The organism is Tissierella simiarum (genome assembly GCF_018917865.1).
GTDB classification, from domain to species: domain Bacteria; phylum Bacillota; class Clostridia; order Tissierellales; family Tissierellaceae; genus Tissierella_C; species Tissierella_C simiarum.
This window is the reverse complement of record NZ_JAHLPM010000003.1, coordinates 31,678-55,976: the sequence shown is the minus strand read 5'-3', so window position 1 is coordinate 55,976 and position 24,299 is coordinate 31,678. Positions and strand designations below refer to the sequence as shown.

Annotated in this window: 22 protein-coding genes and 1 riboswitch; of the genes, 5 read left to right on the top strand and 17 right to left on the bottom strand. The window is 30.3% G+C overall.

The window, feature by feature from the left end:
- Positions 1-2: 2 nt before the first annotated feature.
- Both KQI42_RS04475 and KQI42_RS04470 read right to left on the bottom strand, forming a co-directional pair.
- A complete protein-coding gene (locus KQI42_RS04475; protein WP_343231649.1) occupies positions 3-650 on the bottom strand; it encodes a TetR/AcrR family transcriptional regulator in 648 nt (215 codons plus the stop codon).
- Between the two features lie 261 nt (positions 651-911).
- Complete coding sequence (locus tag KQI42_RS04470; RefSeq protein WP_216517179.1) at positions 912-1,088, bottom strand: ribosomal protein L7/L12; 177 nt, start codon at positions 1,086-1,088, stop codon at positions 912-914.
- A gap of 555 nt (positions 1,089-1,643) precedes the next feature.
- On the opposite strand from KQI42_RS04470, the gene KQI42_RS04465 reads away from it, so the two are divergent.
- Positions 1,644-2,315, top strand: a complete 672-nt coding sequence (locus tag KQI42_RS04465) for a class I SAM-dependent methyltransferase (protein WP_216517177.1) — start codon at positions 1,644-1,646, stop codon at positions 2,313-2,315.
- Between the two features lie 89 nt (positions 2,316-2,404).
- On the opposite strand, the gene KQI42_RS04460 is transcribed toward KQI42_RS04465, so the two are convergent.
- From KQI42_RS04460 to KQI42_RS04445, 4 genes are all read right to left on the bottom strand, one after another.
- Positions 2,405-3,319 carry a class I SAM-dependent methyltransferase gene (locus KQI42_RS04460; protein WP_216517175.1) on the bottom strand — a complete coding sequence of 305 codons (915 nt, stop codon included), beginning with the start codon at positions 3,317-3,319 and terminating at the stop codon, positions 2,405-2,407.
- A gap of 257 nt (positions 3,320-3,576) precedes the next feature.
- Positions 3,577-5,025 (bottom strand): aminoacyl-histidine dipeptidase, encoded by a 1,449-nt coding sequence (locus tag KQI42_RS04455; RefSeq protein WP_216517173.1) that lies wholly within the window; start codon positions 5,023-5,025, stop codon positions 3,577-3,579.
- 20 nt (positions 5,026-5,045) lie between these two features.
- Positions 5,046-6,257: a peptidase T gene (gene pepT / locus KQI42_RS04450; protein ID WP_216517171.1), complete on the bottom strand. Its 1,212-nt coding sequence runs from the start codon at positions 6,255-6,257 to the stop codon at positions 5,046-5,048.
- A gap of 27 nt (positions 6,258-6,284) precedes the next feature.
- Positions 6,285-7,814 (bottom strand): YfcC family protein, encoded by a 1,530-nt coding sequence (locus tag KQI42_RS04445; protein WP_216517169.1) that lies wholly within the window; start codon positions 7,812-7,814, stop codon positions 6,285-6,287.
- A 242-nt stretch (positions 7,815-8,056) separates the two neighbouring features.
- On the opposite strand from KQI42_RS04445, the gene KQI42_RS04440 reads away from it, so the two are divergent.
- A complete protein-coding gene (locus tag KQI42_RS04440) occupies positions 8,057-8,269 on the top strand; it encodes a hypothetical protein (protein ID WP_216517167.1) in 213 nt (70 codons plus the stop codon).
- Between the two features lie 113 nt (positions 8,270-8,382).
- Here the strand turns inward: KQI42_RS04440 and KQI42_RS04435 are convergent, their stop codons facing one another.
- Positions 8,383-8,982 carry a HutD family protein gene (locus KQI42_RS04435; RefSeq protein ID WP_216517165.1) on the bottom strand — a complete coding sequence of 200 codons (600 nt, stop codon included), beginning with the start codon at positions 8,980-8,982 and terminating at the stop codon, positions 8,383-8,385.
- A gap of 68 nt (positions 8,983-9,050) precedes the next feature.
- Positions 9,051-9,788: an elongation factor P 5-aminopentanone reductase gene (ymfI, locus tag KQI42_RS04430; protein ID WP_216517163.1), complete on the bottom strand. Its 738-nt coding sequence runs from the start codon at positions 9,786-9,788 to the stop codon at positions 9,051-9,053.
- 315 nt (positions 9,789-10,103) lie between these two features.
- On the opposite strand from ymfI, the gene mnmA reads away from it, so the two are divergent.
- Positions 10,104-11,216, top strand: a complete 1,113-nt coding sequence (gene mnmA, locus KQI42_RS04425) for a tRNA 2-thiouridine(34) synthase MnmA (RefSeq protein ID WP_216517161.1) — start codon at positions 10,104-10,106, stop codon at positions 11,214-11,216.
- Positions 11,217-11,295: 79 nt separating this feature from the next.
- On the opposite strand, the gene KQI42_RS04420 is transcribed toward mnmA, so the two are convergent.
- From KQI42_RS04420 to KQI42_RS04385, 9 genes are all read right to left on the bottom strand, one after another.
- Complete coding sequence (locus tag KQI42_RS04420) at positions 11,296-12,321, bottom strand: phage tail family protein (protein WP_216517159.1); 1,026 nt, start codon at positions 12,319-12,321, stop codon at positions 11,296-11,298.
- A gap of 23 nt (positions 12,322-12,344) precedes the next feature.
- Entirely contained in the window at positions 12,345-13,028 is a 684-nt protein-coding gene (locus KQI42_RS04415) for an early set domain-containing protein (protein ID WP_216517157.1), read from the bottom strand.
- A 525-nt stretch (positions 13,029-13,553) separates the two neighbouring features.
- The gene (locus tag KQI42_RS04410; RefSeq protein ID WP_216517155.1) at positions 13,554-14,129 is read right to left on the bottom strand and encodes an HD domain-containing protein; all 576 of its coding nucleotides are present in this window, start codon (positions 14,127-14,129) and stop codon (positions 13,554-13,556) included.
- A 114-nt stretch (positions 14,130-14,243) separates the two neighbouring features.
- Positions 14,244-14,507, bottom strand: coding sequence for a metal-sensing transcriptional repressor (locus KQI42_RS04405; RefSeq protein WP_216517153.1), 264 nt, complete (start codon positions 14,505-14,507; stop codon positions 14,244-14,246).
- Positions 14,508-14,541: 34 nt separating this feature from the next.
- Complete coding sequence (locus KQI42_RS20865; protein ID WP_246566062.1) at positions 14,542-14,769, bottom strand: heavy-metal-associated domain-containing protein; 228 nt, start codon at positions 14,767-14,769, stop codon at positions 14,542-14,544.
- Between the two features lie 36 nt (positions 14,770-14,805).
- Positions 14,806-17,091: a heavy metal translocating P-type ATPase gene (locus KQI42_RS04400; RefSeq protein ID WP_246566060.1), complete on the bottom strand. Its 2,286-nt coding sequence runs from the start codon at positions 17,089-17,091 to the stop codon at positions 14,806-14,808.
- A gap of 549 nt (positions 17,092-17,640) precedes the next feature.
- The gene (locus KQI42_RS04395; protein WP_216517151.1) at positions 17,641-18,444 is read right to left on the bottom strand and encodes a DUF2935 domain-containing protein; all 804 of its coding nucleotides are present in this window, start codon (positions 18,442-18,444) and stop codon (positions 17,641-17,643) included.
- Between the two features lie 136 nt (positions 18,445-18,580).
- Positions 18,581-19,414 carry an MBL fold metallo-hydrolase gene (locus KQI42_RS04390; protein ID WP_216517149.1) on the bottom strand — a complete coding sequence of 278 codons (834 nt, stop codon included), beginning with the start codon at positions 19,412-19,414 and terminating at the stop codon, positions 18,581-18,583.
- 109 nt (positions 19,415-19,523) lie between these two features.
- Positions 19,524-20,654, bottom strand: a complete 1,131-nt coding sequence (locus tag KQI42_RS04385; RefSeq protein WP_216517147.1) for a zinc-dependent alcohol dehydrogenase — start codon at positions 20,652-20,654, stop codon at positions 19,524-19,526.
- 706 nt (positions 20,655-21,360) lie between these two features.
- On the opposite strand from KQI42_RS04385, the gene KQI42_RS04380 reads away from it, so the two are divergent.
- Both KQI42_RS04380 and KQI42_RS04375 read left to right on the top strand, forming a co-directional pair.
- Complete coding sequence (locus KQI42_RS04380) at positions 21,361-22,440, top strand: serine hydrolase domain-containing protein (protein ID WP_216517145.1); 1,080 nt, start codon at positions 21,361-21,363, stop codon at positions 22,438-22,440.
- 118 nt (positions 22,441-22,558) lie between these two features.
- Positions 22,559-22,741, top strand: a riboswitch (Lysine riboswitch).
- A 164-nt stretch (positions 22,742-22,905) separates the two neighbouring features.
- A complete protein-coding gene (locus tag KQI42_RS04375) occupies positions 22,906-24,279 on the top strand; it encodes an APC family permease (RefSeq protein ID WP_216517143.1) in 1,374 nt (457 codons plus the stop codon).
- The last annotated feature ends 20 nt before the right edge of the window (positions 24,280-24,299 follow it).

Below are 24,299 nucleotides of genomic sequence, written 5' to 3'. Positions count from 1 at the left end.
ATTTACCTCATTCCTTCATTTTCTTGATATAATTGTTCGGTCATCTCTGATAAAAATGCAAAAGCTCCTTTTTCTGTCCTTAAACTTGTTTCTATAACATCTTCAATTAATTTTATCTTCGATATATACTCATCTTTACTCCATGTAAATATTGAAGGATCAAACAAAAAATTTGTTCCTATCAATAAAAATTCTGTAATTTCTACTGGATAATCCGTTTTAAATATCCCTTCATTGATCCCTTGCTTAATAATATCGCTAATCAGAGGAGTATATTTTTTAACAGATTGTATAAGACTTTTATAATGCATTACAAAATTCCCTTTTCTATGAAGATGATCTACAAAATTATCACAATCATCTTGGGGTTCATGGTTTTTAACTATTATTGTCTTTATTTTTTCAATTGCATTTAAGTCTTTATCATTTAAACTTATTTTCAACTTCTCAATTTGTCTATCCATATTTCGTTCAATAACTGCATCAAGTATCTCTTCTTTTGACTTAAAATAGTAATAAAACGTGCCTTTTGCAATTCCTGTATTTTCTATAATTTCATTTACTGATGTCTCTTCATAGCCTTTAGAACTAAAAAGCGACCAGGCAATGTCCATAATTTCTGCTTTTCTCTCTTCTGGTTGTTTCAACACTCGAACCAAATAATCACTTCCTTACATTTAATAGACTGACCGTCAGTCTATTAATATAATATAACTATTCTTTTTATATGTCAACAATAGATTCATATTTTCCTAATTACTCAATTTATTTTATTGGGTATGTCTTTACCTTATTATTTTTTATAAGATGCAAAAAGTCCCAATTATCTTTTTTGATAATCAGGACTTTATTGTTATTTAATTAGTATAGTTAGTAAACTTATATTCTAATGTCTCATATTTCACACTTGTTTATAATAACTTATCAATGTACTCTTTAGCCTCTTTTAAACCCATTCCCGTAAATTCTCTTAGTTTTTTAACAGCTTCAACTTTTTTTCCTTCTGAAATAAGTGTTCTTAGCTCGCTATCTATGTTTAATTCTTCTGCTTCTACTTGTTTAGCAATCTTATCAAGCTTTAGATTCATATATGAGACTTGTTTTCGTAATGTGTTAACAAAATTTATAAGTGATAAAATCCCAACTAACAGTAACATGATAAAGATATACTCCATATGTTCACCTTCTTGTTTCAGTCTAATTTCTTCTTTAATACATTATAATACAATATAATTAATTTTAAAAGTTTCTAAAGATGATAGTGATTGTGTATATAATATAATAATGATATTATATCAATATATTACAATAATAGGAGGTATAGTTATGCTAAAACTTATTCTTAAATAGTAAGCTAGAAAATTCTAAATTACTGTAGGTTTAACCTTAGAGAAGTCTCTTGCCTAATGATTTGTTAGGCTTTATTGTCATGCTTCTTTTGGAGATATACCTAATAAGAATAAGTTAAAATTACAGCATTCTTTATGCAATACATTAATTATGCTTATTTGTTTTATAGACCTATGAATAATTTTACAGGGTCTTTCTCTCCTTAATAAGGTTAGTTTTAAAAAATTAATAGAAACATGGAACATCTTTCTTTAAGGTTATAATTATTAAACATTAGAAGGAGATGTGTAGTAATGAGTGAACAAAATTTAAGATTAGAAGAAATGGATAGCTTTTTTAATTTGAGAGCTAAAGAGTATGATGCTCATATGAAGGAAACTATAAATTCTTTCGAAGAATATTATAATTTAGTAGCCGAACCTATTAACTATACTGAAGAACCTATTGAAATACTTGATTTAGGCTGTGGAACTGGTCTTGAAATAAGTGCAATATTTAATAAAGCACCTAATGCAAAGATAACATGTATAGATTTATCAGAAGAAATGTTAAAGATTCTTCAAGATAAGTATACATCTTGCAGAAAACAATTAAATATAATTAAAGCTTCCTATCTCAATTATTCTTTTGAAAAAAATAAATACCAATATATTTTAGGTATAATGACTATGCATCATTTTCTATATCAAGATAAATTAGAGCTTTATAAAAAGATAAAATCTTCACTTAGAGAAGATGGAAAATATATAGAGGGAGATTATGTAGTAACCCCATATCATGAAAAGAAATGGTTGAAACAAAGAGAAGACATGCTAAATGAATTAGGTGAAGATAAGCTAAAACTTTATCATATAGATATTCCTTTTTCAATAAAAACACAGAGAAGATTATTTAAAGAAGCAGGATTTAATGAATTTAATTTGGTCTTCAAGCAAGGTGAACATTATATTTATTGGGTAAAATAGTATATAATTTCTTATATTACCTAAATATTAAATCCAGTAGTTTTAGTTAAAACTACTGGATTTATCTTTTTTAATCATTAACATTATATTTATTCCTTTACCACCAACGCAAAATTCACATTTTCAAAAGCATGATAATCATCACTTCTTCCTTTAAAATAACGTTCTTCTATTTCTACAGGTGTCAAATGTTCATAAAGTTGAAAGCCTGCTTCTTCCAAGTCTGAAATTAATTCAGTATTTGAATAGCAATTTTTCATAGGCTCTCCACTTTGAATAGCTGCATGTATCATATTTTGTACACGTCTTGTTGTTTTATTAGTATCAAATATATTACAGTCTGGATAATCGAAAACAACAGAACTTCCTTTTAGTGAAATATTCCCTATACTTTTTAATGTATCTAATGTTTCATTTCGACTTAAATAATAAGTTACACCAAGCCAACTATAAAAACTTAATTTATTTGTATCAAAAGTTGAATTTTTTATGGCTTCTATAAAATTATTCTTTGAAAAATCAACTGGTATGAAATGTAAATTTTCAGGTATTTCCCATCCAGCCATTTTAATTCGATTTAATTTTAGCTCTTGAGTAGCAGGATGGTCTAATTCAAATACATCAATATAATTTAATAATTCTGTATTTCGAAAAACAAACGTATCAAACCCTGCTCCCAAAATAACATATTGTTTTACACCAAGTTTTATGGAAAGTTTCAACATGTCTTCTGTATATCTACTACGTGATAAAGAAATAGGTGCTATTTGATTTTGAATAACCGTTTTTAATGCTGACTCTTTATCCTTACAAGATTGTGCTTTATCTGGAGCAAAAAAATTTATACTTCCTGCTAAATTATTACTAATACCTTCATATTCTTCTTCCGTAATTAATTGTTTCACAAGAAAATCATCAAAAATTTTAGGCGATTCATTTATAGAATGATATGCCCTTCCATAAGCAGTCATTAAAGCTGTAAAACTTGCTTTATTATTCTCCATTATTTTTTCCTCCTTTTTTTAAAAAACTATTGACTTTTTGATAGTTTCATGATATAATATATTTTTATTGGTCGTCATATGATTTTATAGTTTATTTTTGTTTTTGTCAATAAAATTTATAAGTTTTTTATTAATATGAATATAATATATTTGGTAATAAGCATAAAAAATGGTTGAAAGCCATCTATTTTCAACCATTTTTTATGCTTATTATTCATCTTATTCTATAAAATCCTTGAACTTCTACATATCATATTTTATTTTAATTTCTTTAGCAGCTGAACTAAATATTCATAAGTTCTCTTTGTAGAAGAAATACTAAGTTTTTCTTTTGGAGTATGAACATCATACATATTCGGTCCGAAAGAAATAATATCTAAATTAGGATATTTCTTTGCTAATACTCCACATTCTAAACCTGCGTGAAGAACTGTTGATTTCATTTCTTTTCCAAACATTTCTTTGTATAAACTTAAAGCTGTATCTCTTAATGTTGATTTAGGATTATACTCCCATTCTGGATAGTTACCACTAATTTTATACTGTGCATTAGTTTTATTTATTTCATTTAATATCTTTTGACGTAGTTCTAATAATACGCTTTCTGCTGAACTTCTTGTAGACACTTGAATGACAATTTGATCATTTTCGATTTTAACTATGGCTAAGTTACTAGAACTTTCTACTATATCTTTATTTTCTGGCAGCATAGTAAATACTCCTGTAGGAATATTATCAAGAAGTAAAATTAAAGAATCAAAGCCTTTACCGTTTATAACCTTTGATATTTCCCTACCTTTTGTAACCACTATATCTATTTCTGGTTCTTCTAGTCTACTTTCATCTATGACCTTCTTTTTAATTTCTTCAATTTTATTGATGCATTTAGATAAATCACTGGACTTTACTGCAATTTTAGCTGTAGTTTGTCTTGGAATTGCATTGTCTTTAGTCCCACCTGCGATATATATTAGTTTTATATCTATAGTTTTTCTTATTTCCTTCAATATATTATTTAAGATCTTATTGGAGTTACCTCTAGGTTTATGGATTTCCATACCTGAATGTCCTCCCATTAGACCTTTTACTTCTATATTGATCTCTACATAATCTGAAACCTTTTCATATTCTATAGGAATTTTTGCCTCAATCAATTCCCCTCCAGCAGATCCAGTTACAAGAACTCCTTCTTCTTCTGAGTCTACATTTAATAATCTAGTTCCCTTTAAAATATCTTTTGATAAACTAAAAGCTCCTTCCATTTCTACTTCTTCCGATGTAGTGACAAGTAATTCTATGTTAGGATGTTCTAAAGTATTATCCTCCAATATAGCTAATCCCATTGCTACAGCAATTCCATTGTCCGCGCCTAATGTAGTTTTATCTCCATGAATATAGTCACCATCTATTTCTAATTTAATAGGATCTTTAGTAAAATCATGACTGCTATCACTTTCCTTTTCACAAACCATATCCATATGTCCTTGTATAATAACTCCCTCTGAGTTCTCATATCCAGGACTAGCAGGTTTTTTAATAATTATATTGAGGGTATCATCTTGAATTGTTTCAAGACCCAATTTTTCTCCCACATTTTTAATATAATCACTTACCTTCTGTTCATTATAGGAACAACGAGGTATTTGTGTTAATTGTTCAAAATAATAAAATACTCTTTTAGGTTCTAGTCCTTCTAATTTGTACATGGTTTCCACCTTCTTTCTAATTATTTTGCGTTATTCTCGATAATCTTTACAATTAATTCTGATGCTAATTTCATAGATTCTGTTGGTATAAACTCAAATCTTCCATGAAAATTATATCCACCTGTAAAGATATTAGGACATGGAAGTCCCATATAAGAAAGTCTAGCCCCATCAGTTCCTCCTCTAATTGGCTGAATAATTGGCTGAATTCCAAGTTCTATCATAGACTTTTTAGCAAGTTCAATGATTTCCATATGTGGTTCAATTTTTTCTCTCATATTATAATAACTATCTTTAATTTCTATAGTAATTATGTTTCCATATTTATCATTTAAGAAGTCTACAATTTTTCTAAAATCTTCTTTCTTTCTTTCAAACTTTTCCTTGCAGTGATCTCTAATAATATAATTAACAACAGTATGGTCTATGTTTCCAGTGATTTCATCCAATAAATAAAATCCTTCATATCCTTCTGTATATTCTGGTTTTTCATTTATTGGTAACATATTTTCAATTTCCATAGCTATTCTAAGTGAATTCACCATAATATTTTTTGCCGTTCCTGGGTGAACATTTTTCCCTTGAATTTCTATTTTTACACTTGCAGCATTAAAATTCTCATATTCCAGTTCACCTACAGGACCTCCGTCAACGGTATATGCAAAATCTGCATTAAACCCCTTTACATCAAATAGATCTGCTCCTCTTCCAATTTCTTCATCTGGTGTAAATCCGATTTTGATATCTCCATGTTTTATTTCTGGATGTTTAATTAAATATTCCATTGCATCCATAATTGCAGAAATTCCAGCTTTATCATCAGCCCCAAGTAGAGTTGTTCCATCTGTTGTAATAAACTCTTTACCTACAAGATCCTTTAAGAAAGGAAATTCTTTTTCAGTTATACTATATTGCTCATTTAATTTTATATCTCCACCTTCGTAAATAAAAATCCTTGGATTTGTACATTTACCATCTAAATCAGGACTGGTATCTAAGTGAGAGATAAATCCTATGGTTGGTACTTTCTTATTTGTATTAGATTTAAGGGTAGCATATACATATCCATTTTCATCTTGTCTAACATCTTCAAGTCCTAATTCTTTTAGTTCTTCTACCAATAAATCACCTAATTCTAATTGACCCGATGTGCTAGGACAAGTACTGCTATTTTCATCAGATTTTGTATCTATAGCAATATACTTTTTAAATCTTTCAATAATCTTATCCATATAATCATCCTTTCAGTAAGATCAATCTTATAATAATGTTTGTATAACAAGCATTACTATAGAAAAGACTCCGATTATTCCCATAAGTGGTAATATGAACTTTATCCATTTATTATATGTTACATCTACCATTTCTAAAGTTGCTAAAATTAATCCTGTTGGTGTAATAAATGCCATCCAACCTTGCCCCCAATTATATGCTGTAACTACAATATCTCTAGATACTCCTACTGTATCTGCTAAGGGAGCCATTATAGGCATAGAAAGTGTAGCGAGTCCTGATGAAGATGGTATGAAAAACCCTAAGAAACTAAAAAGTATCATTTGAACTGCTGCGAAAATACCGCCATTCATATTTCTAATAATTGATGATGCGTAATATAATAATGTATCAGATATCATTCCATTATCCATTACAATATTAATTGCCCTTGCAATTCCTATTATAAGGGCAACCCCAACTAAATCTGCTGCACCGTTTATAAATGTGTTAATAGCTTCTTTTTCGGAAAGTCCCGATAATAAGATTATAATAATAGCTACTGCTAAAAACAATGTTGCCATTTCTGGGAACCACCATCCACCTTTAGAAACTCCCCAAATCATAAATGGAAATGCACCTAAAAATATAACAAGTATTAAAATTCTTCTCCAATTAAATGGAGCTACATTTTCAGGATCATAATCTTTTAAAAACCTTTCTTCTATTTTACCCATATCTTCATAGATTAAAGAATTTTTGGGATCTCTTTTTACTTTTTTTGCGTAGCGATAAATATATAAAAGAGTTATTATAGTAGCTAGTATTAAAGATATAATACGAAATGTAAGTCCTTCATTAAATGAGATCCCAGCAGCATTTGAAGCTATAACTACTGAAAAAGGATTTACAGTGGAATACATGGAACCAATAGAAGATCCCATATATATTGCTGCAATACAGACTATTGCATCATATCCGCTAGCTATGAATACAGGCATGAGTATAGGATACAAAGCAATAGTTTCTTCTGCCAACCCAAAAGTAGTTCCTCCTAATGCTATTAGGGCTACCACAAATACTACTAATAAAAATTCTTTTCCTTTTGTTCTCTTCGATAAGGCTGCTATTCCTGCATCAAAGGTTCCAGTTTTATTAACTAAACCAATAATCCCACCTAAAATCAATACAAAAACCATAATATCAACGGTATCCATAATACCTTCTATAGGTGACATAATAACTGCTAGAGGTCCTTGAGGTGACTGTTGTATACGTTGATAGGTATCTGGAATAGCAATAGGTTTTTTAATGCTTCCATCTGTAAACTTATTAATGCTCATCCTAATATTTAAGCTATTTAAGGTTTTTTGAGTTGCTGGGAGAGTACTGATTTCTCCTTGGTGATTTTCTATCAAGAAAATATCTTGCTCTGAATCATACTGCAATTTTGAATAAAATCCTGCCGGAACTATATAAGTTAATATGGCAGCTAGTATTAAAATAATAAATAAAACAGTAAAGGCTGTAGGAAATTCAAACCTTTTTTCCTTTTTATTTTTCTTTTCTCCGTTCATATTTTCATCTCCCCATATAAAAATGTCTATAATTAGTTAATATTTCTTAAACAGTATTTGCATTTATCAACTAATTTATAGCTACTTTTTAACCTTTATAGAATTTTCCAAATAAACATAGATTTATATTACATAAATGAAATCCTTCTGGCTATGCTAATATATATGGAATTTAATAAAGGATAGCTTCTAAGAAATCTTATATATTAGAAAATAAAATTAGCTATGAAAGGAATGATATTGTGAAAAATAATAAAAAAGATGATGACATTAGTATAAATATAATCTCAGCTCCAAATAATGTTAAGCCTATTTCTAAGGCACCTGTAGGAAATGCTGCAAAGGATGCTTTTTGCATATATGCAGGCATGAGGCATGCTGTTGGATCAGTAATAGAAATGGAAGATGGATCAAAGGTAGTATGTACAGATGATGGATCATGGCAAAATACTTAATAAAAATTCAGGATTACTATTAACAGTAATCCTTCTTACTTTTAAATACGTATAAATTATATTTTAATAGTGAGTTCACCATTGCATTTTCAAATTCTTTTCTGAATCTTCCATTACATATATATTTTGGCTATTAAAATATTGGTAGGATTTTCAGATGTTATTTTTAGATTTAAAACCGTATTGCTGTTTAATTTGATTAGAAGAATTTGCAAAGGTCTAATAATTTTTATATCTCCATCAATATTAATATGTATTTTATCATTATAAGCATATATAAAATAAAAAGTTTCTTTAAAATCAGAAGAACACTCTTCTATTAATAGATGTTCTCTATTTATATAAATATTTTCAAGTTTTCCTCTAGCCCCATTTCCCAGCATTAAATTAAAATCCCTTACTGTACCATAACTAACAGTATCTATATCACCATCGAATTCATATATTTCAAAAGGTCTTAAACTAATATAATCTTTATGATTATGAGTTAGTTTAAATCCCTTATCAAGTGGTGTAATAAATCTATATACTCCTTCTAATTTAGTAAACTCTGATCTTTCCAATTCTACTGTAGCAGAACTTAATCTAAATTTAAAATTAAAATCTTTATAATTTGAGTCTTCTGGATAAATGAATAATTGCGTAGTTTTACCTCCAGACCATTCCGTCGTTATATAATCATCTTCTTTAATTAGTTTTGTAGTAATTTTCATTTTATCCTCCTTCCTAAATTCACGAATAGTTTATTTAAGATGTATGAACAATTAATGGTTAAAATTTTCTATACTATTACAAAACCACCACTTGGATTAATTACCTGTCCCGTTATTAGTTTGGTTTCTTCTGTTGATAGAAGATATATTACATCTGCAATTTCTTCTGGTTTTGCAATTATTTGCAGTGGCGTCTCATTTTTAATTGTTTCAAGAATTTCTTCACTGACCCCTGCAATCATGTCTGTATCTACTGCACCTGGTGCAATAGCATTAACTAATATATTAGAAGGACCTAATTCCTTTGCCAATGCTTTAGTAAAACTTATAATTGCTCCTTTTGTCGCAGAATAATGAGTCTCACAGGAAGCTCCCACCAATCCCCAAATAGAAGCAACATTAATGATTCTTCCTGACTTTTCACTAATCATTTTTGGAAGAACACATTGACAGCAATTAAACATTCCATTGACATTTACATCAAAAAATTTTTTCCATTGTTCCTCTGTAATATCAGTAAACAAGGTCATATCAGCTATACCTGCATTGTTAACAAGGACATCAATTTTCCCAAATTTTTTATAACCTTCTTTAAACATTTCTTCAACCTGTTTTCTATCAGAGACATCAGCTTGTATAGCAATAGCATTTGCACCAGATGAAAGCAGATGTTCTAATAATGAAAGTGCTTTATCTTTACTTTTATAATAATTAATAATAACATTATAACCCTCTATGGCAAACTTTTCTGCTGTAGCCTTTCCAATTCCCCTAGAAGCCCCTGTAATCAATACTGTCTTTTTCATACTTCATATCTCCTTAAAATAAATTTAACAAAATAATATAGAGTCAAAGATTTAAGCTTTGACTCGTATCATTTCATTTAAACGATCATTTGTAAAAACATATATTCTTTCATATCTTTAATGGATATAAAAAACTATTTAATATTATGTAAATAATATTATAACGAAACTCTGTTTTTTTCAATAGATAGAACTATAATTTTAATTTCACATTATAGTTAATAATGACTGTTTAAAATAAGTATATGAATAAAAAATTGTGATAAAATACTTAATATAAACATAATAAGTTTTTTATGAAAAGAGGATATATTCATGAAAAAGAGAGTAATATTGGGCATGAGCGGAGGCGTTGACTCTTCTGTTTCTGCTTTACTGCTGAAAAAAGAAGGTTATGAAGTAATCGGAATATTTATGAAGAATTGGGATGAAAAAGATGAATATGGAGTATGTACTGCAACAGAAGATTCTGATGATGCAAGAAGAGTAGCTTATCAACTAGGAATCCCATATTATACTGTAAATTTTGAAAAAGAATATTGGGATAAAGTATTTACCTATTTTTTAGATGAATATAAGAAGGGAAGGACTCCTAATCCAGATGTAATGTGTAATCAAGAAATAAAGTTTAATGCTTTCTTAGACTATTCCTTAAAATTGAAATGTGATTATATAGCTATGGGACATTATGCACAAGTAGAAGAAAGGAATGGAAGTTATTACCTTCTAAGAGGAGGAGATAAAAATAAAGATCAAAGCTATTTTTTATCAAGAATAGGTCAGAAAGCTCTTTCTAGAACCATATTTCCTATAGGACATTTAGAGAAAAAACAAGTTAGAGAATTAGCACAAAAATACGGTTTATATACTGCCAAAAAGAAAGATTCGACAGGTATATGTTTTATAGGTGAAAGAAACTTCGATGAATTTTTAGATAAATTCCTTCTAACGAAAGAAGGAGACATAATGGATGTAGAAGGAAATAAAATAGGTAGACATAGCGGACTTACTCATTATACATTAGGGCAGAGAAAAGGAATAGGAATAGGAGGAATTAAAACAGGAGAGCCTTGGTTTGTAGCTGGAAAAGATTTAAAAAGAAATATACTTTATGTTGCACAAGGAGAAAATAATCCGGCACTTTATTCTACTTCACTAATTGCAGAGTCTCCTAAATGGATATTAGAAAAACCTCCTAAAATGCCATTAATCTGTACAGCTAAATTTAGATATAGACAATCAGATATACCTGTAACAGTAAATATATTAGAGGATGGAAATCTTCATATAAAATATGATAATCCTATAAAAGCAGTGACACCAGGACAGGTAGCAGTATTGTATCAAGAAGAAGTATGCCTTGGAGGTTCTATAATAAAATCCATAGTTCCATTACATGAAAAATATTTATATCTAAATCCAAATTAGAAAAAATAAAAGGGCTGTCCCAAAAAGATTTTTGATCATTTTGAGACAGTCCCTTTATTTTAACTCTACATTATATTATCTAAGTCAATATAGGATTACTAACTGAATTGTTAATATTATTTTTGGAGTCTTTATATATTTGTGCAACTTCATCATAGCCCTTATTAACTATATCCTTTATATTAGATGCTGAGTCTCTTACTGTATTTGCTATGTCTATACTAGCTGCCTTTACTTCATGGGCTATAGTTTTTACTGAATCTATTATTTCCTTTCCTACCGATACTATAGCATTTTTAACTGTTCTAACTTTAGATTCCGAACTTTTAACAATATCTACTATATTATTATAATGTTCCTTTATATTTTTACTACCCGTTGAAAATGTATGTGGTATTCTCTTTATAGGTTCTTTTATAGAATCTATACCTACTTTTATAAAACCTACAGTTTCTATTCCCTTTTTTATAATTCCACTAGTAGGATTACTTGTTGCAACCGAAATATTAGTTACTGTAATTCCAACCTTTCCTACTATTTCCACAACATCTTCACCTATTGAAACTGCTGTTTTTAATGTTTCTCCAACTATAGATGTAGCAGAGTTCATAACCTCTCTTCCAGCCTGTTGTAGCTCTAAAACAGTTGTAGATACTTCTTTATAAGTATTAGATATTTGTGAAGTAGTCTCCATTTTTTTATCAGCAATTGATTTAGAAACATTTTTTATGCTTTTACCTATTGAATTAAAAGTATCTTTAATAGCACTTGAAACTAAAAATGCTGTGTTTTTAATACTTTCACCTATGGATATTGCTGTTTTTCTAACATTTTTCACAGTGCTTAATGCCATAGAAAAAGATTCTGATATTGAATTAAAAAAAGAGCCTATAGAACTTTTAGTTGTATCTTTCACTTTATCTGTAACTTCTTTAGTAGTACTAGTATTTTTCACAATTAGTTCTCTATAGTCATCTTCAACCGTTTTAATACTATTGTCTACTATACTTGTTTTACAATTATCATTATCTCTTTTTTTAGTTTTATATATATTACTATTGGTTATAGAATTTAAACTATTAATGTTGTCAGAACATTTTATCATAGTTTTCAACTCCTTTTTTAAAATCAGTATTTTATCTCTCCTTGTGGAGAATATGAACTTGACTCTGATAATATAAACTTATCTTCTAAAATAAATTCTCCGTCTATAAATAGCTTCAATGTCCAAACTCCACAAGGGTACTCTCGTGTCTTACCTTCTAAATCCATCCAAAACCACATTTTTATTGGTTTGTCTTCTCCTGGTGGTGTAAATAAATTATTCTCTGTGATTTGAAATAACTCTCTTTTTGGAGTATACCATGCTGTTGTCACTGTATGTAACCCTGTAACATTGGTAAACTCAAATCTTGTTACTACTTTTTTATCTAACAAAATATTAAAGTTTTTCTTATTAGCAACAACTTCCTCATTCAGAATTGAGCTTATATTATATTTATCCATGTGTACAGTATATTGAGTATTGTTATAAAGTCGTTGATCTTCATCGTTAATGATAACTACTGACCAAAGTTCTTCCTTATCATCTGGAAAATATATATTAGCTGTTGGATCATTAAGTTTTAATTCTTCATTAATAAGAAATTTATATTTATGCTCTCCTGATGGAAGATCACAACTAAAAACCCAGATATTATCCTTTTTCTCCATCTGTCCTTTTTTCGGATCGTAATCATTAAAATCTCCTATAACAGATATTGTATCTATAGTTAGGTACTCATTTTCTTCATATTCAAAATTTATTTTCATAACAATCCTCCTCTCAGACATCGATTATCTAGTGTTCTAATAATTCTTTAATATCCTTCTTATTATTAATATCGGCAAATAATCTAATTCCTTAAACTCATTCTTACAGAAAGATCTTTTTTCTAGTTAGATATTATACTTTTTCTTCCTCAAACGGTAACAAAATGTCATTATTTCACAAAAATCAAAAATTCTTGTCACAACAACACTATTATCAGAAACTATCGTGAATCCCCTTCCAAAACAGAAAAACACTATTATAGAAGAGGATTGCATCTTTCAGCTTCGTTCAATCTAAATTCTAAATGATAATCATAATACTCTGATAAATAATTCCTCAAAATCATGAAATGGAGCACATCCAATTATAGATGTGCTTCAAAATATCTATTTTAGATATAGATAAAATGTAAGCTAATCAATATTAAAACATTTTAAATACTTTATTAGCTAAGTAGATAGAAATCTTATAATATATTTGATTTCCAGATTATTCTTTTTGTTCTTAGAACTTCCCTGTTATCTTCAAATTCCTCCTTTACCCATTGATTCATATATTACTTTAGCCTCATTTAATTTAGGTAATCTCGGTTTATAGCGTTGTTCTGAATGAGCTAACAAGTCTGCTTTTTGAAAACAGAAAAGGTATGGCATAAGCTCATCTCCTATCAAGTCAACAGCTTCCTTAACACCTTCTACTATAGGGGTGATATAATAGTCATGATATTTAATAAGCCTACATATCTTATTTTTAAAATCTTCTTCATATCCAAGTCTTGTTAAAATTAAATTTGCTATTATTTCACTTGCTTCCTCGTGTCCTTTAAAACTATCAACGTTATCAATAACAGTTTTTCTATAAGGTTTACCTATATCATGTAAAAGTGCTGTTATCTTCAAAATTAAATCAGAATCTACGTTGTTTACTGTTTCCAATATGTGATCAAATACATTGTAAATATGAGCAGGCATATTCTGTTCACAGTCAACACAAATAATAAGTTCTGGAACAATTCTAAGAATTTCATCCTTGTAATCTTTTATATCCTTGCTTGAAATAAGTATATAGTTTAAATTTTCTCTATCTGCTGAATATGTCATACTATCTCCCCTTTTAGTAAATTAATATTAAGCATTAATCTATATTTACATTTAAAAAGACTAGTCCAACACCCTTAACAGTGTCGGACTATATAGGTTTCTATTATGAAAAAGCTATTTTGCTAACTTGTCAATAATAGCCATTATCTCCTCAATTTTTTCACGCTGATCGCCTGCTTCAAATGCTTCTTGCACACAACTTCCTAGATGATCGTGAAGTACCTCCCTGTTGACATTACGCAAAATAGCTTGTGTAGCCATAAGTTGATTGGAAATATCAATACAGTATCTATCATCCTCAACCATTTTCAAAATACCATCCAGCTGACCCCTTGCAGTTTTTAAAAGACGTGTTACTTTTTCCTTATCTGCCTTCATATCCACCCACCTCTCTAATATAAATTTAGTTTCATTAGCTAAATAAACCTTTCTTTTCTGTAATAGAAACAACTTCAAAATCTACCTCTTTTAAAGCATCTTTAAATGTCTGATCATCTACATCTTTCTTTAAATTAACTATTGCACTTTTTTTCTTAAGGTCCACTTTAGCCTCTACACCATCAATAGAATTTAATGCTTTTGTCGCTTTAGCTACACAATGTTCACAGTTCATACCTTCAATTACTATTATTTTTTTCATAGTCGCCATATCTCCCTTAACGTATATTTTATTTTTTTAATTTATATTTGCATGTTTTGGTTTAAATAATTTTAATCTTAAAGCATTGGATACAACGAATACCGAACTCATACTCATTGCTGCAGCTCCAAACATTGGGTTAAGCTTCCAACCGAAGGCTGTAAAAAATACTCCAGCTGCTAGTGGTATCCCTAAGCTATTATAGAAGAATGCCCAAAATAGATTCTGCTTAATATTTTTAATTGTAGCTTTACTTAGTTGAATAGCTGTAACAGCATCTAGTAAATCACTCTTCATTAGAACTATATCTGCCGACTCAATGGCAACATCTGTACCTGCTCCAATGGCAATACCTACATCTGCCCTTGCTAAAGCAGGTGCATCATTGATTCCATCACCAATCATTGCAACCTTTTTGCCACTTCCTTGTATACTACGGATTTCTTTTTCCTTATCTTGTGGTAATACTTCAGCAACAACTCTGTCAATGTGTAGTTGTTTTCTAATTGCCTCTGCAGTTTTTTTATTATCACCCGTAAGCATTACTACATTAATTCCCATAGCCTTAAACTGATCTATTGCCTCACGGCTTGTAGGCTTAACTACATCTGCTACAGCAATAATACCTAAAAGTTTTTTATCATCTGCAAAGTACAATGGTGTTTTACCCTCCATAGCAAAATCGTCTGAAGTAGCTTGGAAAGATTTTACATTAATTTTTCTATCATTCATCAACGCTAAATTACCTGCAATATATTGTTTTCCATCTATTATAGCAACTATACCTCTTCCAGAAATAGCATTAAATTCATCGACATCCTTAAATGATATTCCTGCTTCTTTTGCCTTTTCAACAATGGCTTCCGCTAATGGATGTTCTGAAGGCTTTTCTATTGATGCGGCAATTTCTAAAAGATTTTGTTCAGTTTCTCCATTTGCTGTAATTACATCTGTAACTACTGGCCTACCTTCTGTAATTGTACCTGTTTTATCAAGAACAACAGTATTGATAGTATGAAGGGTTTCCAAAGCTTCAGCCGATTTAATCAGTATTCCATTAGATGCACCCTTTCCAGTTCCAACCATAATGGCAACTGGAGTGGCTAATCCCAAAGCACAAGGACAAGAAATTACCAATATTGCAATTCCTATAGACAGTGCAAATTCAAAAGACTGCCCTAAAAGTAGCCATACAATGGTAGATATGACTGCTATAGATATTACCACAGGAACAAAGATTCCACTGATCTTATCTGCCATCTTTGCAATAGGTGCTTTAGATGAACTTGCATCTTCTACTAGCTGAATAATCTGTGCCAGTGTTGTGTCATCTCCAACCTTTTGTGCTTTAAACTTGAAAAATCCTGTTTTATTTATAGTAGCTGCGATTACTTTGTCGCCTATATTTTTCTCTACAGGAATACTTTCTCCTGTTAAAGCTGATTGATCAATAGCTGAACTTCCCTCGATAATAATTCCATCTACAGGTATACTTTGTCCTGGTCTTACAATTATTATATCATCTATTACTACTTCCTCAACAGGAACTTCAATTTCCTGACCATCACGAACAACTGATGCAGTCTTTGGTGCAAGATCCATTAGCTTAGTTATTGCTTCAGAAGTTCTACCTTTTGCTTTTATTTCTAGAAGTTTACCAAATGTAATCAAAGCTAGAATCATTGCTGCGGACTCAAAATACAAATCTTTTGTATATTGGTTAACAATGTTTAAATTATTATGACCCAAGCCATATCCAATCCTAAAAATTGCAAATATTCCATATATCAATGCCGCTGCCGAACCCATAGCTATAAGTGAATCCATATTTGGTGAACCATGGAATAAAGCCTTAAAACCGACTTGATAATACTTACGGTTAATATAGATAACTGGCAGTGTAAGTATTAATTGTACAAAAGCAAAACTTATTGCATTTTCTGGCCCAACTAGCCAACTGGGATGAGGAAAATTAAACATATGCCCCATTGATACATACATTAGTGGAAGTAGAAAAGCAAATGAAATTATTGTACGATGCTTCATTTCCTTTATTTCTTCTTCCACTGGATTAACTGCCTTTTCTATTTGCTTGCTAGAATTTGATCCTCGTACAAATATAGAGGCACCATATCCAGCATCCTCAACTGCTTTGATGATCACTTCACCATTCATATGAGCGTCATCATAATCAACAGTCATACTATTTGAAATCAAATTCACATTGACAGCCTCAACGCCGGAAAGCTTTTTAACTGCCTTTTCGACATTGGCTGAACAAGATGAACAAGTCATGCCCGTTACATTAAATCTTTGATTCATATTATCACCTCATCTTTTTATACTAGACCCCCAGTGGGGTGTCTATATAAAATATTACAACCTCTCTTATAATTTGTCAATAGCTTTTAAAAAATATCTCTTTCAAATCACTTTTATAACCGTATAATATTCTGCAATTACGAAGAATTTAGAGCTTATTGAAATGAGATATATCAATTCGAAAACTATTAATAATAAAATAGTGTTATGAAAAACTAAGACGAGAAAGATAAATATGAGGTGTATATGACAATAGAAAATTTTGATGTTACAAGAGAGAAAAGGACAAATATAAGAATTATTTTATTAGAATTATGCTGTCTTAAAATATAAAAAAAGACCTGAGATAGACTCAGATCCTAATTTTCTAATTCCTATTTTTAATAAGATAATAAAATCATTTAATAAGCAAGATAGGTCCATTGAAATAGTATTGTAGCTCTTAGCCGTAGATCCAAACAGGTAATACTCAAAATATTGTGGATTTCTACGACACTGCCTTTTTCATAGTGTCTTTTCCAATACTGCACCAAAAAAGTAAAATAATATTTAAATTCTCGGTTTCGTGGCATCACAATCTGGCATATTGATTTGGGATACTCTAGATAGCTTAGTTAAATAATAACACTCTTCTCTAAACATATGATCAGGTATAAGGGGCATTAGTGTTCCAATTGCTTGTTTAGATATTCTAAGTTCTTTTATTTCTTCTAAAAATCTCATGAATAGTAGTATCTTTAACTCCACTTGGTTATTTAGTCTATGTAAAGCTGGAAATTCTTGTAGACATGTTCTCAAATAACCTGAAAATTCATTTGCTTTATTATATAAATTATTAAATTCTATTGCAAACTCTTTACTTTTTTCTCTTAAGTCTTTTTCAACTTCATCCAGACCACATTGAATTGCCCCTGCATGACCAACAGCATCAGGAAGCCATAAATCATGATAATGTAGAGGATGATCAGTAGGTATCTCGTTATTGAGTAAAAAATTTAAAATTCTTAAATATTCTTCTACCTCATTTACCATATGATTTATAAGCGTAGGTGCAAGTTCTATTACTATTTCTCCAATTAAATGTTCTCTTAATATCTCCAACTTAAACATTCTAATATCTTTAGCATGTTGATAGGCCTCCTGCGTTAATCTTTGGATTTCATCAGCGGATAATGGCTTTCTTGCTTGGTCTAATAATACATCAAACAAGTCGATAAAATACTCGGCTTTTTGAATCTTATTAATTTCAGATGGTGATAAAGTATTGTAAATAAATCTTCCATGATCGCCTAATATCTGAAGCCAAAATCGATGTTCAAATAAAGCTACAATTTCAAAATTAATATCACTCAAAATAAATCCTCCTCTCCAAATAATAAGCACTATTCAACAATATGTTTATAGTGTAGATTCTATGAGATATTTTAATTACTAAAAATAGATATTATTATGAATTAGGGATTGAATAGTATCTTAGGGTATGGAAATATTATTGTATATCAACAAAATGACCTTGTTTAGGTTTAGCTATCTTATCAAAATCATTAACTAACATTTCTAAATGCCTTATTAATTCTTCACCCTCCATAGGTTGCCCATGACTTGGTATTGCTAACAACGGCCTTAAATCCAAAAGATGCTTTATAGATTTCTTAGCTTCATTCCAATTAGTAGTTAGATATTTAGGAGGTCCACTTATCTGCTCACTTTGGGTTAACACAGACATAAGAGACTCCTGCTTTACTGTTGAAAATGCATCCCCAACTATAAGCACTCTATCTTTCTCACGGAATAATGATATATGACCTTCAGTATGTCCTGGAGTGTGTATCCATTTCCATCCTGGCATACCTGGTATACTACCATCTGAAGGCAGTGCCAAAGCATGATTTCCCAAATCTATACTTGTGTGAGGGAAAGTTGTAGACATTTTTGCTACCATTCCATTATCTACAGTAGGATCTGCTAAAGGATAATCTTTTTTACCAGTTATATAAGAAAGTTCTAATTCATGAATATAAACTGGAACATCCCAATGTTTAGTAAGTTTAATGACAGAACCAACATGATCGAAATGACCATGAGTAAGAATTATTGCCTCTGGCCGACTATCTTTTCCAAACTGTTTTTCAGCAGATTGTAAAATAAATTCTGCAGAGTTTTCAAGTCCTGTATCTACGAGAACCCATTTATCATTTTCATTATTTGAAGTATTAACCATAAAAACATTCACAATAGTGAATTGTAATACTAATATATCTGGAGTAACTTGCAGCGATGACGTAGTCATAGTAGATAAACCTTCTACTAATTTGTTTCCCATTTCCTTAACCTCCATTTTAAATTCATTAAATATTTCTGCAAAATTCAGATATTAAAACCCTTTTAAATTCTTCCTATAAAACCCAACATATCATTTATCATTCTCTTTTCTATGGTTTTAAAATTACTTTTATACATTCATCTTTCTTTTCATCAAAGATCTCATATCCATACTCAGCTTTGTCTAGGGGCAATTTATGGGTTATAATATCTGTCGCATCTATTTTCTTTTCTTTTATAAGCTTTAATATCGGTTCAACATAAGAATGGACTGGACACTGTCCCATCTTAAGTGTAATATTCCTTGAAAAAAAGTCACCAAGAGGAAAAGCATTATACCTTGCTCCATAAACTCCTACTATTGATACAGTTCCTCCTTTTCTTACAGCTTGAGTAGCTATTTCAATTGCAGATTTTGAGCCACCCTGAAGCTTTAAAAATGTTTCTACTTTTTCAATCATGGTCATTTTACCGTCCATGCCCACACAGTCAACTACAACATCTGCTCCTCCATTTGTTATCTCTTTAATATATTCACCTACATTATCATGATGCTCTAAATTAACTGTCTCCACTCCATTATATCTACCTGCATGCTTAAGTCTGTAATCAATATAATCTACTGCAATTATTCTTTTAGCTCCCATATAAGCTGCCCATTTCTGTGCCAGAAGTCCTACTGGACCACAGCCTAATATTACAACTGTATCTCCATGCTTAACATTACCATTTTCAACTCCCCAATATGAGGTGGGAAGTATATCTGTTAAAAATAAAACATGCTCATCTGGAAGCTCTTCTGGAACAACCACAGGTCCTATATTCGCATATGGCACTCTTAGAAATTCTGCTTGCCCTCCATCATATCCACCTAAAGTATTACTGTAACCAAATATAGCTCCAATTTCTCCATTAGGATTTGAATTATCACATTGACTCCATAAGTCATGTTCACAATACCAGCAGTGACCACAAGATATAGGAAAAGGAACTATTATCCTATCACCTTTTTTTATTTTAGTTACTCCTTTTCCTACTTCCTCTACAATTCCCATTGTTTCATGTCCCAAAATATAATCTTTAGGAGTATTCGGTATCATTCCATGTATCAGATGTAAATCAGAGCCGCAAATTGCTGTTGAAGTAACCTTGACTATTATATCGTCTTCTTTCTCAATAGTAGGGTCTTTCACATTTTTAACTTTAACGTCCTTTATACCTTGATATGTTAGTGCTTTCATCGTAAACCTCCTCAAATATACTTCACTTTATCTTTCCCCAAAATTCTAAAAATAATATCTGAGAATTTTACATATTAAATTTCTATCAAGTCAAACAAAAATAACCCTCAGAATTGTACATTTTGTTTTATAAATAGAAAAATTTATCGATAAGTTATTATTTTATAATAATTTTGCATAAAAGTGTACTTTTGCATCTACAATAATTCCCCCTAACAAAAGTTCCCCCAAACTCTTAGTCTGAGGGAACATAAAACACACTTTAATTGTCATATAAAATCCTCTAAAGTCTTTGATTCCAACCTATTCCTCGCTGTCTCTACCATACACTCCATATATTTGTCGGCCACGGAATATAAATGCATTAGGGGAGGGTCTTCTACTATCTATATTATAATTTCTTCGCTATATTATAAACTTATTCCTATAAGCTATGTTCTAGCATCGAATCTTGACTCTAATTCTAATACCTTAGAAAAAGCTATTGAACTTCAAAGTACCTTTCAGATAATTTACTCTTTTATAGTTTTATCCTCTAATATAAGTGGTATAGTAATTATAACTGGTTTATTATTCTTTTTATATGTATTTGAATAATAGTGATATAAGATAATAAACCAAAGAATAACATATAAAATAAATGATGTATATTTTTTATATAACCATTATGAAAGAACATAAAAAATAAATATACGGAGGGATTGCAATGAGTAGCGGGAAGATTAATGAACCATTTCTTAATGATGTTATTGAAAAAATGGTAGGTAGAAATCACGTCTCGGGAGCGATTCTTTGTATAGAGAACGGAAATCGTTCTTTAACCTGGGCAGGTGCAGCTGGAAATCTTCAAAAACATACGCAGTATTTTGTCTCCAGCGTAACTAAATTGTACATAACAGCGGTTCTACTGCATTTAAAGTGGAAAAATAAGCTACAATGGGATAATAATATCTATAAATTTTTTTCTGAAGATAAAATAAGCGGACTACATGTATTTAAAGGAGTAGATTATACAAAAGAAATCACTATTAAACACCTTATGTCTAACACCTCAGGAATACCAGATTATTTTTCTCAGAAACAACCAGATGGTAAGTATGCAATGTCGAACTTGCTTAATGGAAAGGACGAGCCGTGGCCTTTAGAAAAAATCCTTGAAACTGTTAGGAAGATAGAACCCAAATTTAAGCCGGGAGAAAACAAGCGAGTTTACTATTTCGACACCAATTATGAGTTATTAGGTGCAATCATAGAGGACATTACAGGAAAAGAGCTTCCAGATGTATTTCAGGAATATATTTTTGATCCATTAAACTTATCCAAGACATATACCTATAAAGATATTTCAGATAAATCTCCAGCACCTATGTATTACAAAGCAAAAGAACTTCATCTTCCACTTTATATGGCATCTATTACCGCTCAAGGAGGAATTGTGTCTACTGCTGAAGAAACGATGATCTTTTTAAAAGCTTTCTTTGATGGCTATTTTTTCCCTAAAGAGTATATTGAAGAATTAAAAAAATGGAATTTTATCTTTTATCCTTCACAGTTCTATTTTGGTATCGGACTAGAAAAATTATGGACTCCAAGAGTAATATCTCCTAAAAAACCCATAAAAGAAATCCTAGGGTTTTGGGGACAGTCCGGAGCTTTTGCTTTTTATAACCCTGAAACTGACCTGTATTTTACCGGCACTGTCAATCAAACTAGTGGATTTGGACACAGTGCTGCTTTTAAGGCAATGGTAAAAATCATAAAGACGGATAAGTCAACGCTTATTTAGACAGTTTTTTAAGTAGAATACTCCCTATTGCATAATTTTTGTTGTACAAAGTTGACAATATATAAATATCATGTTATCATGTTAAAAATCAAATATTCATAAAAATCCTCATCCTTAAGGGTGAGGTAGAGGCGCGATTGCTAATAGTAACTATATTGAGGTCGGAAACCTATGACATATAGAGAAAGGAGCTATCGCCGAAGTATCAGATACCAAAGTCTGATGCTGGGTCTGTATTTAATAGATACAGGACTGTCATCATCGTATTTGCTCGATACCTTGATGTTGTGCTATCTCACACTGAGCAAGAAAGGAGAGAGGAATGTCTTTAGCTTTGCTATATGCGTATAAGCACCTGACAAGCCTGTTAGGTGTTTTTGTTTTTTATTAGTTTTAATTTTTTTCATATTTAAAATTTAATGAATGTAAATTGATGATTAATTATTAAAAAAGGAGAATAAACATATGACTAATAATTCAAATAGGTTAACACAAGAAAAGGATGCTGGATTTAAAAAAGAAATTAGTTTATTTGGTGGTGTCAGTATTTTAGGAGGTATAATGGTAGGATCGGGGATTTTCTACCTAGGCTCGTATGTATTAATGAGAACTGGAATGAGTCTTGGCTTAGCTTTGTTAAGCTGGATTCTTGGAGGATTAATTTCCTTATTAGGTGGCATTTGTTACGCTGAACTAGGTGCTTCAGATCCTAAAGCTGGAGGTTTAACTGTATATTTAAGTAAAGCTTATTCACCTATAATTGGTTTCTTAGGCGGTTTTAATAGTTGGTTAATTGCTGGTCCTGGATCTATTGCTGCCTTAGCAATTGCCCTACCAAGTGCTTTAACCGTTATTATACCTATGGGAGAATGGACAATTAAAATTTTCGCTATAATTTTAATATTAGGATTGACCACTGTCAACTATTTTGGTGTTAAATTTGGATCTAAATTACAAAATCTATCTATGATTGCAAAGCTAATTCCTATTGGAATCATAATGATTTCAGGACTTATTTTTGGAAAAGTATCACCAGATTTGAGTCTAACTCCAAAGACAGGAAATGTAAATTTTAGCTCAATTATTAGTATGGTAGCCTTTGCTGTAGTTGCAAGTTTATGGGCATACGAAGGATGGACTAATTTAAATACTGTAGCTGAAGAAGTAAAAAATCCTAAAAAAAATTTACCTCTTGCTATTATTATTTCTATCGTTTCCATAACAGCATTATATACATTATTTAATTATTCTATATATAAAGTTATACCCTTTTCTGAAATCGAAAATTTAATAGCGAATAATGAATATTATTTAGGAACTTATGCAGCAGAAAAACTAATGGGAAACACTGGTAGTATTTTAGTTATAATAGGAATGGTAGTTGCTATGTTTGGATCTTTAAATGGTTGTATTCTAGCTTTTCCAAGAATGTATTATGCAATGAGTGAACAGGGTCATTTCTTTGAAAGCTTTAAAAAATTACATCCTGTATATAAAGTACCCTATGCTCCTTTAATAGTACAATGTGTAATATCTGTGATATTGGTACTGCTAAGAAACTTAAATCAGCTGACCTCTTTAGTGGTATTTTCAGGAATGATGTTTAACACTTTAGGTGTATATGCAGTTATGATTTACAGAAAAAAATTTCCTAATGCTGAAAGACCGTATAAGGTAATTGGTTATCCTATTACAGTAATCTTAACAACTCTTATATTTATAGGATTAATGATAAATACCTTTATTGAAGATCCTCAGACTTCAATTATTGGTTTAGCTGTTCCAGCTATCGGTATGTTATTTTACTTCTATTTTGATAGGAAAAATAAAGCTCTATAAAAAATATAAGGAGATGATTT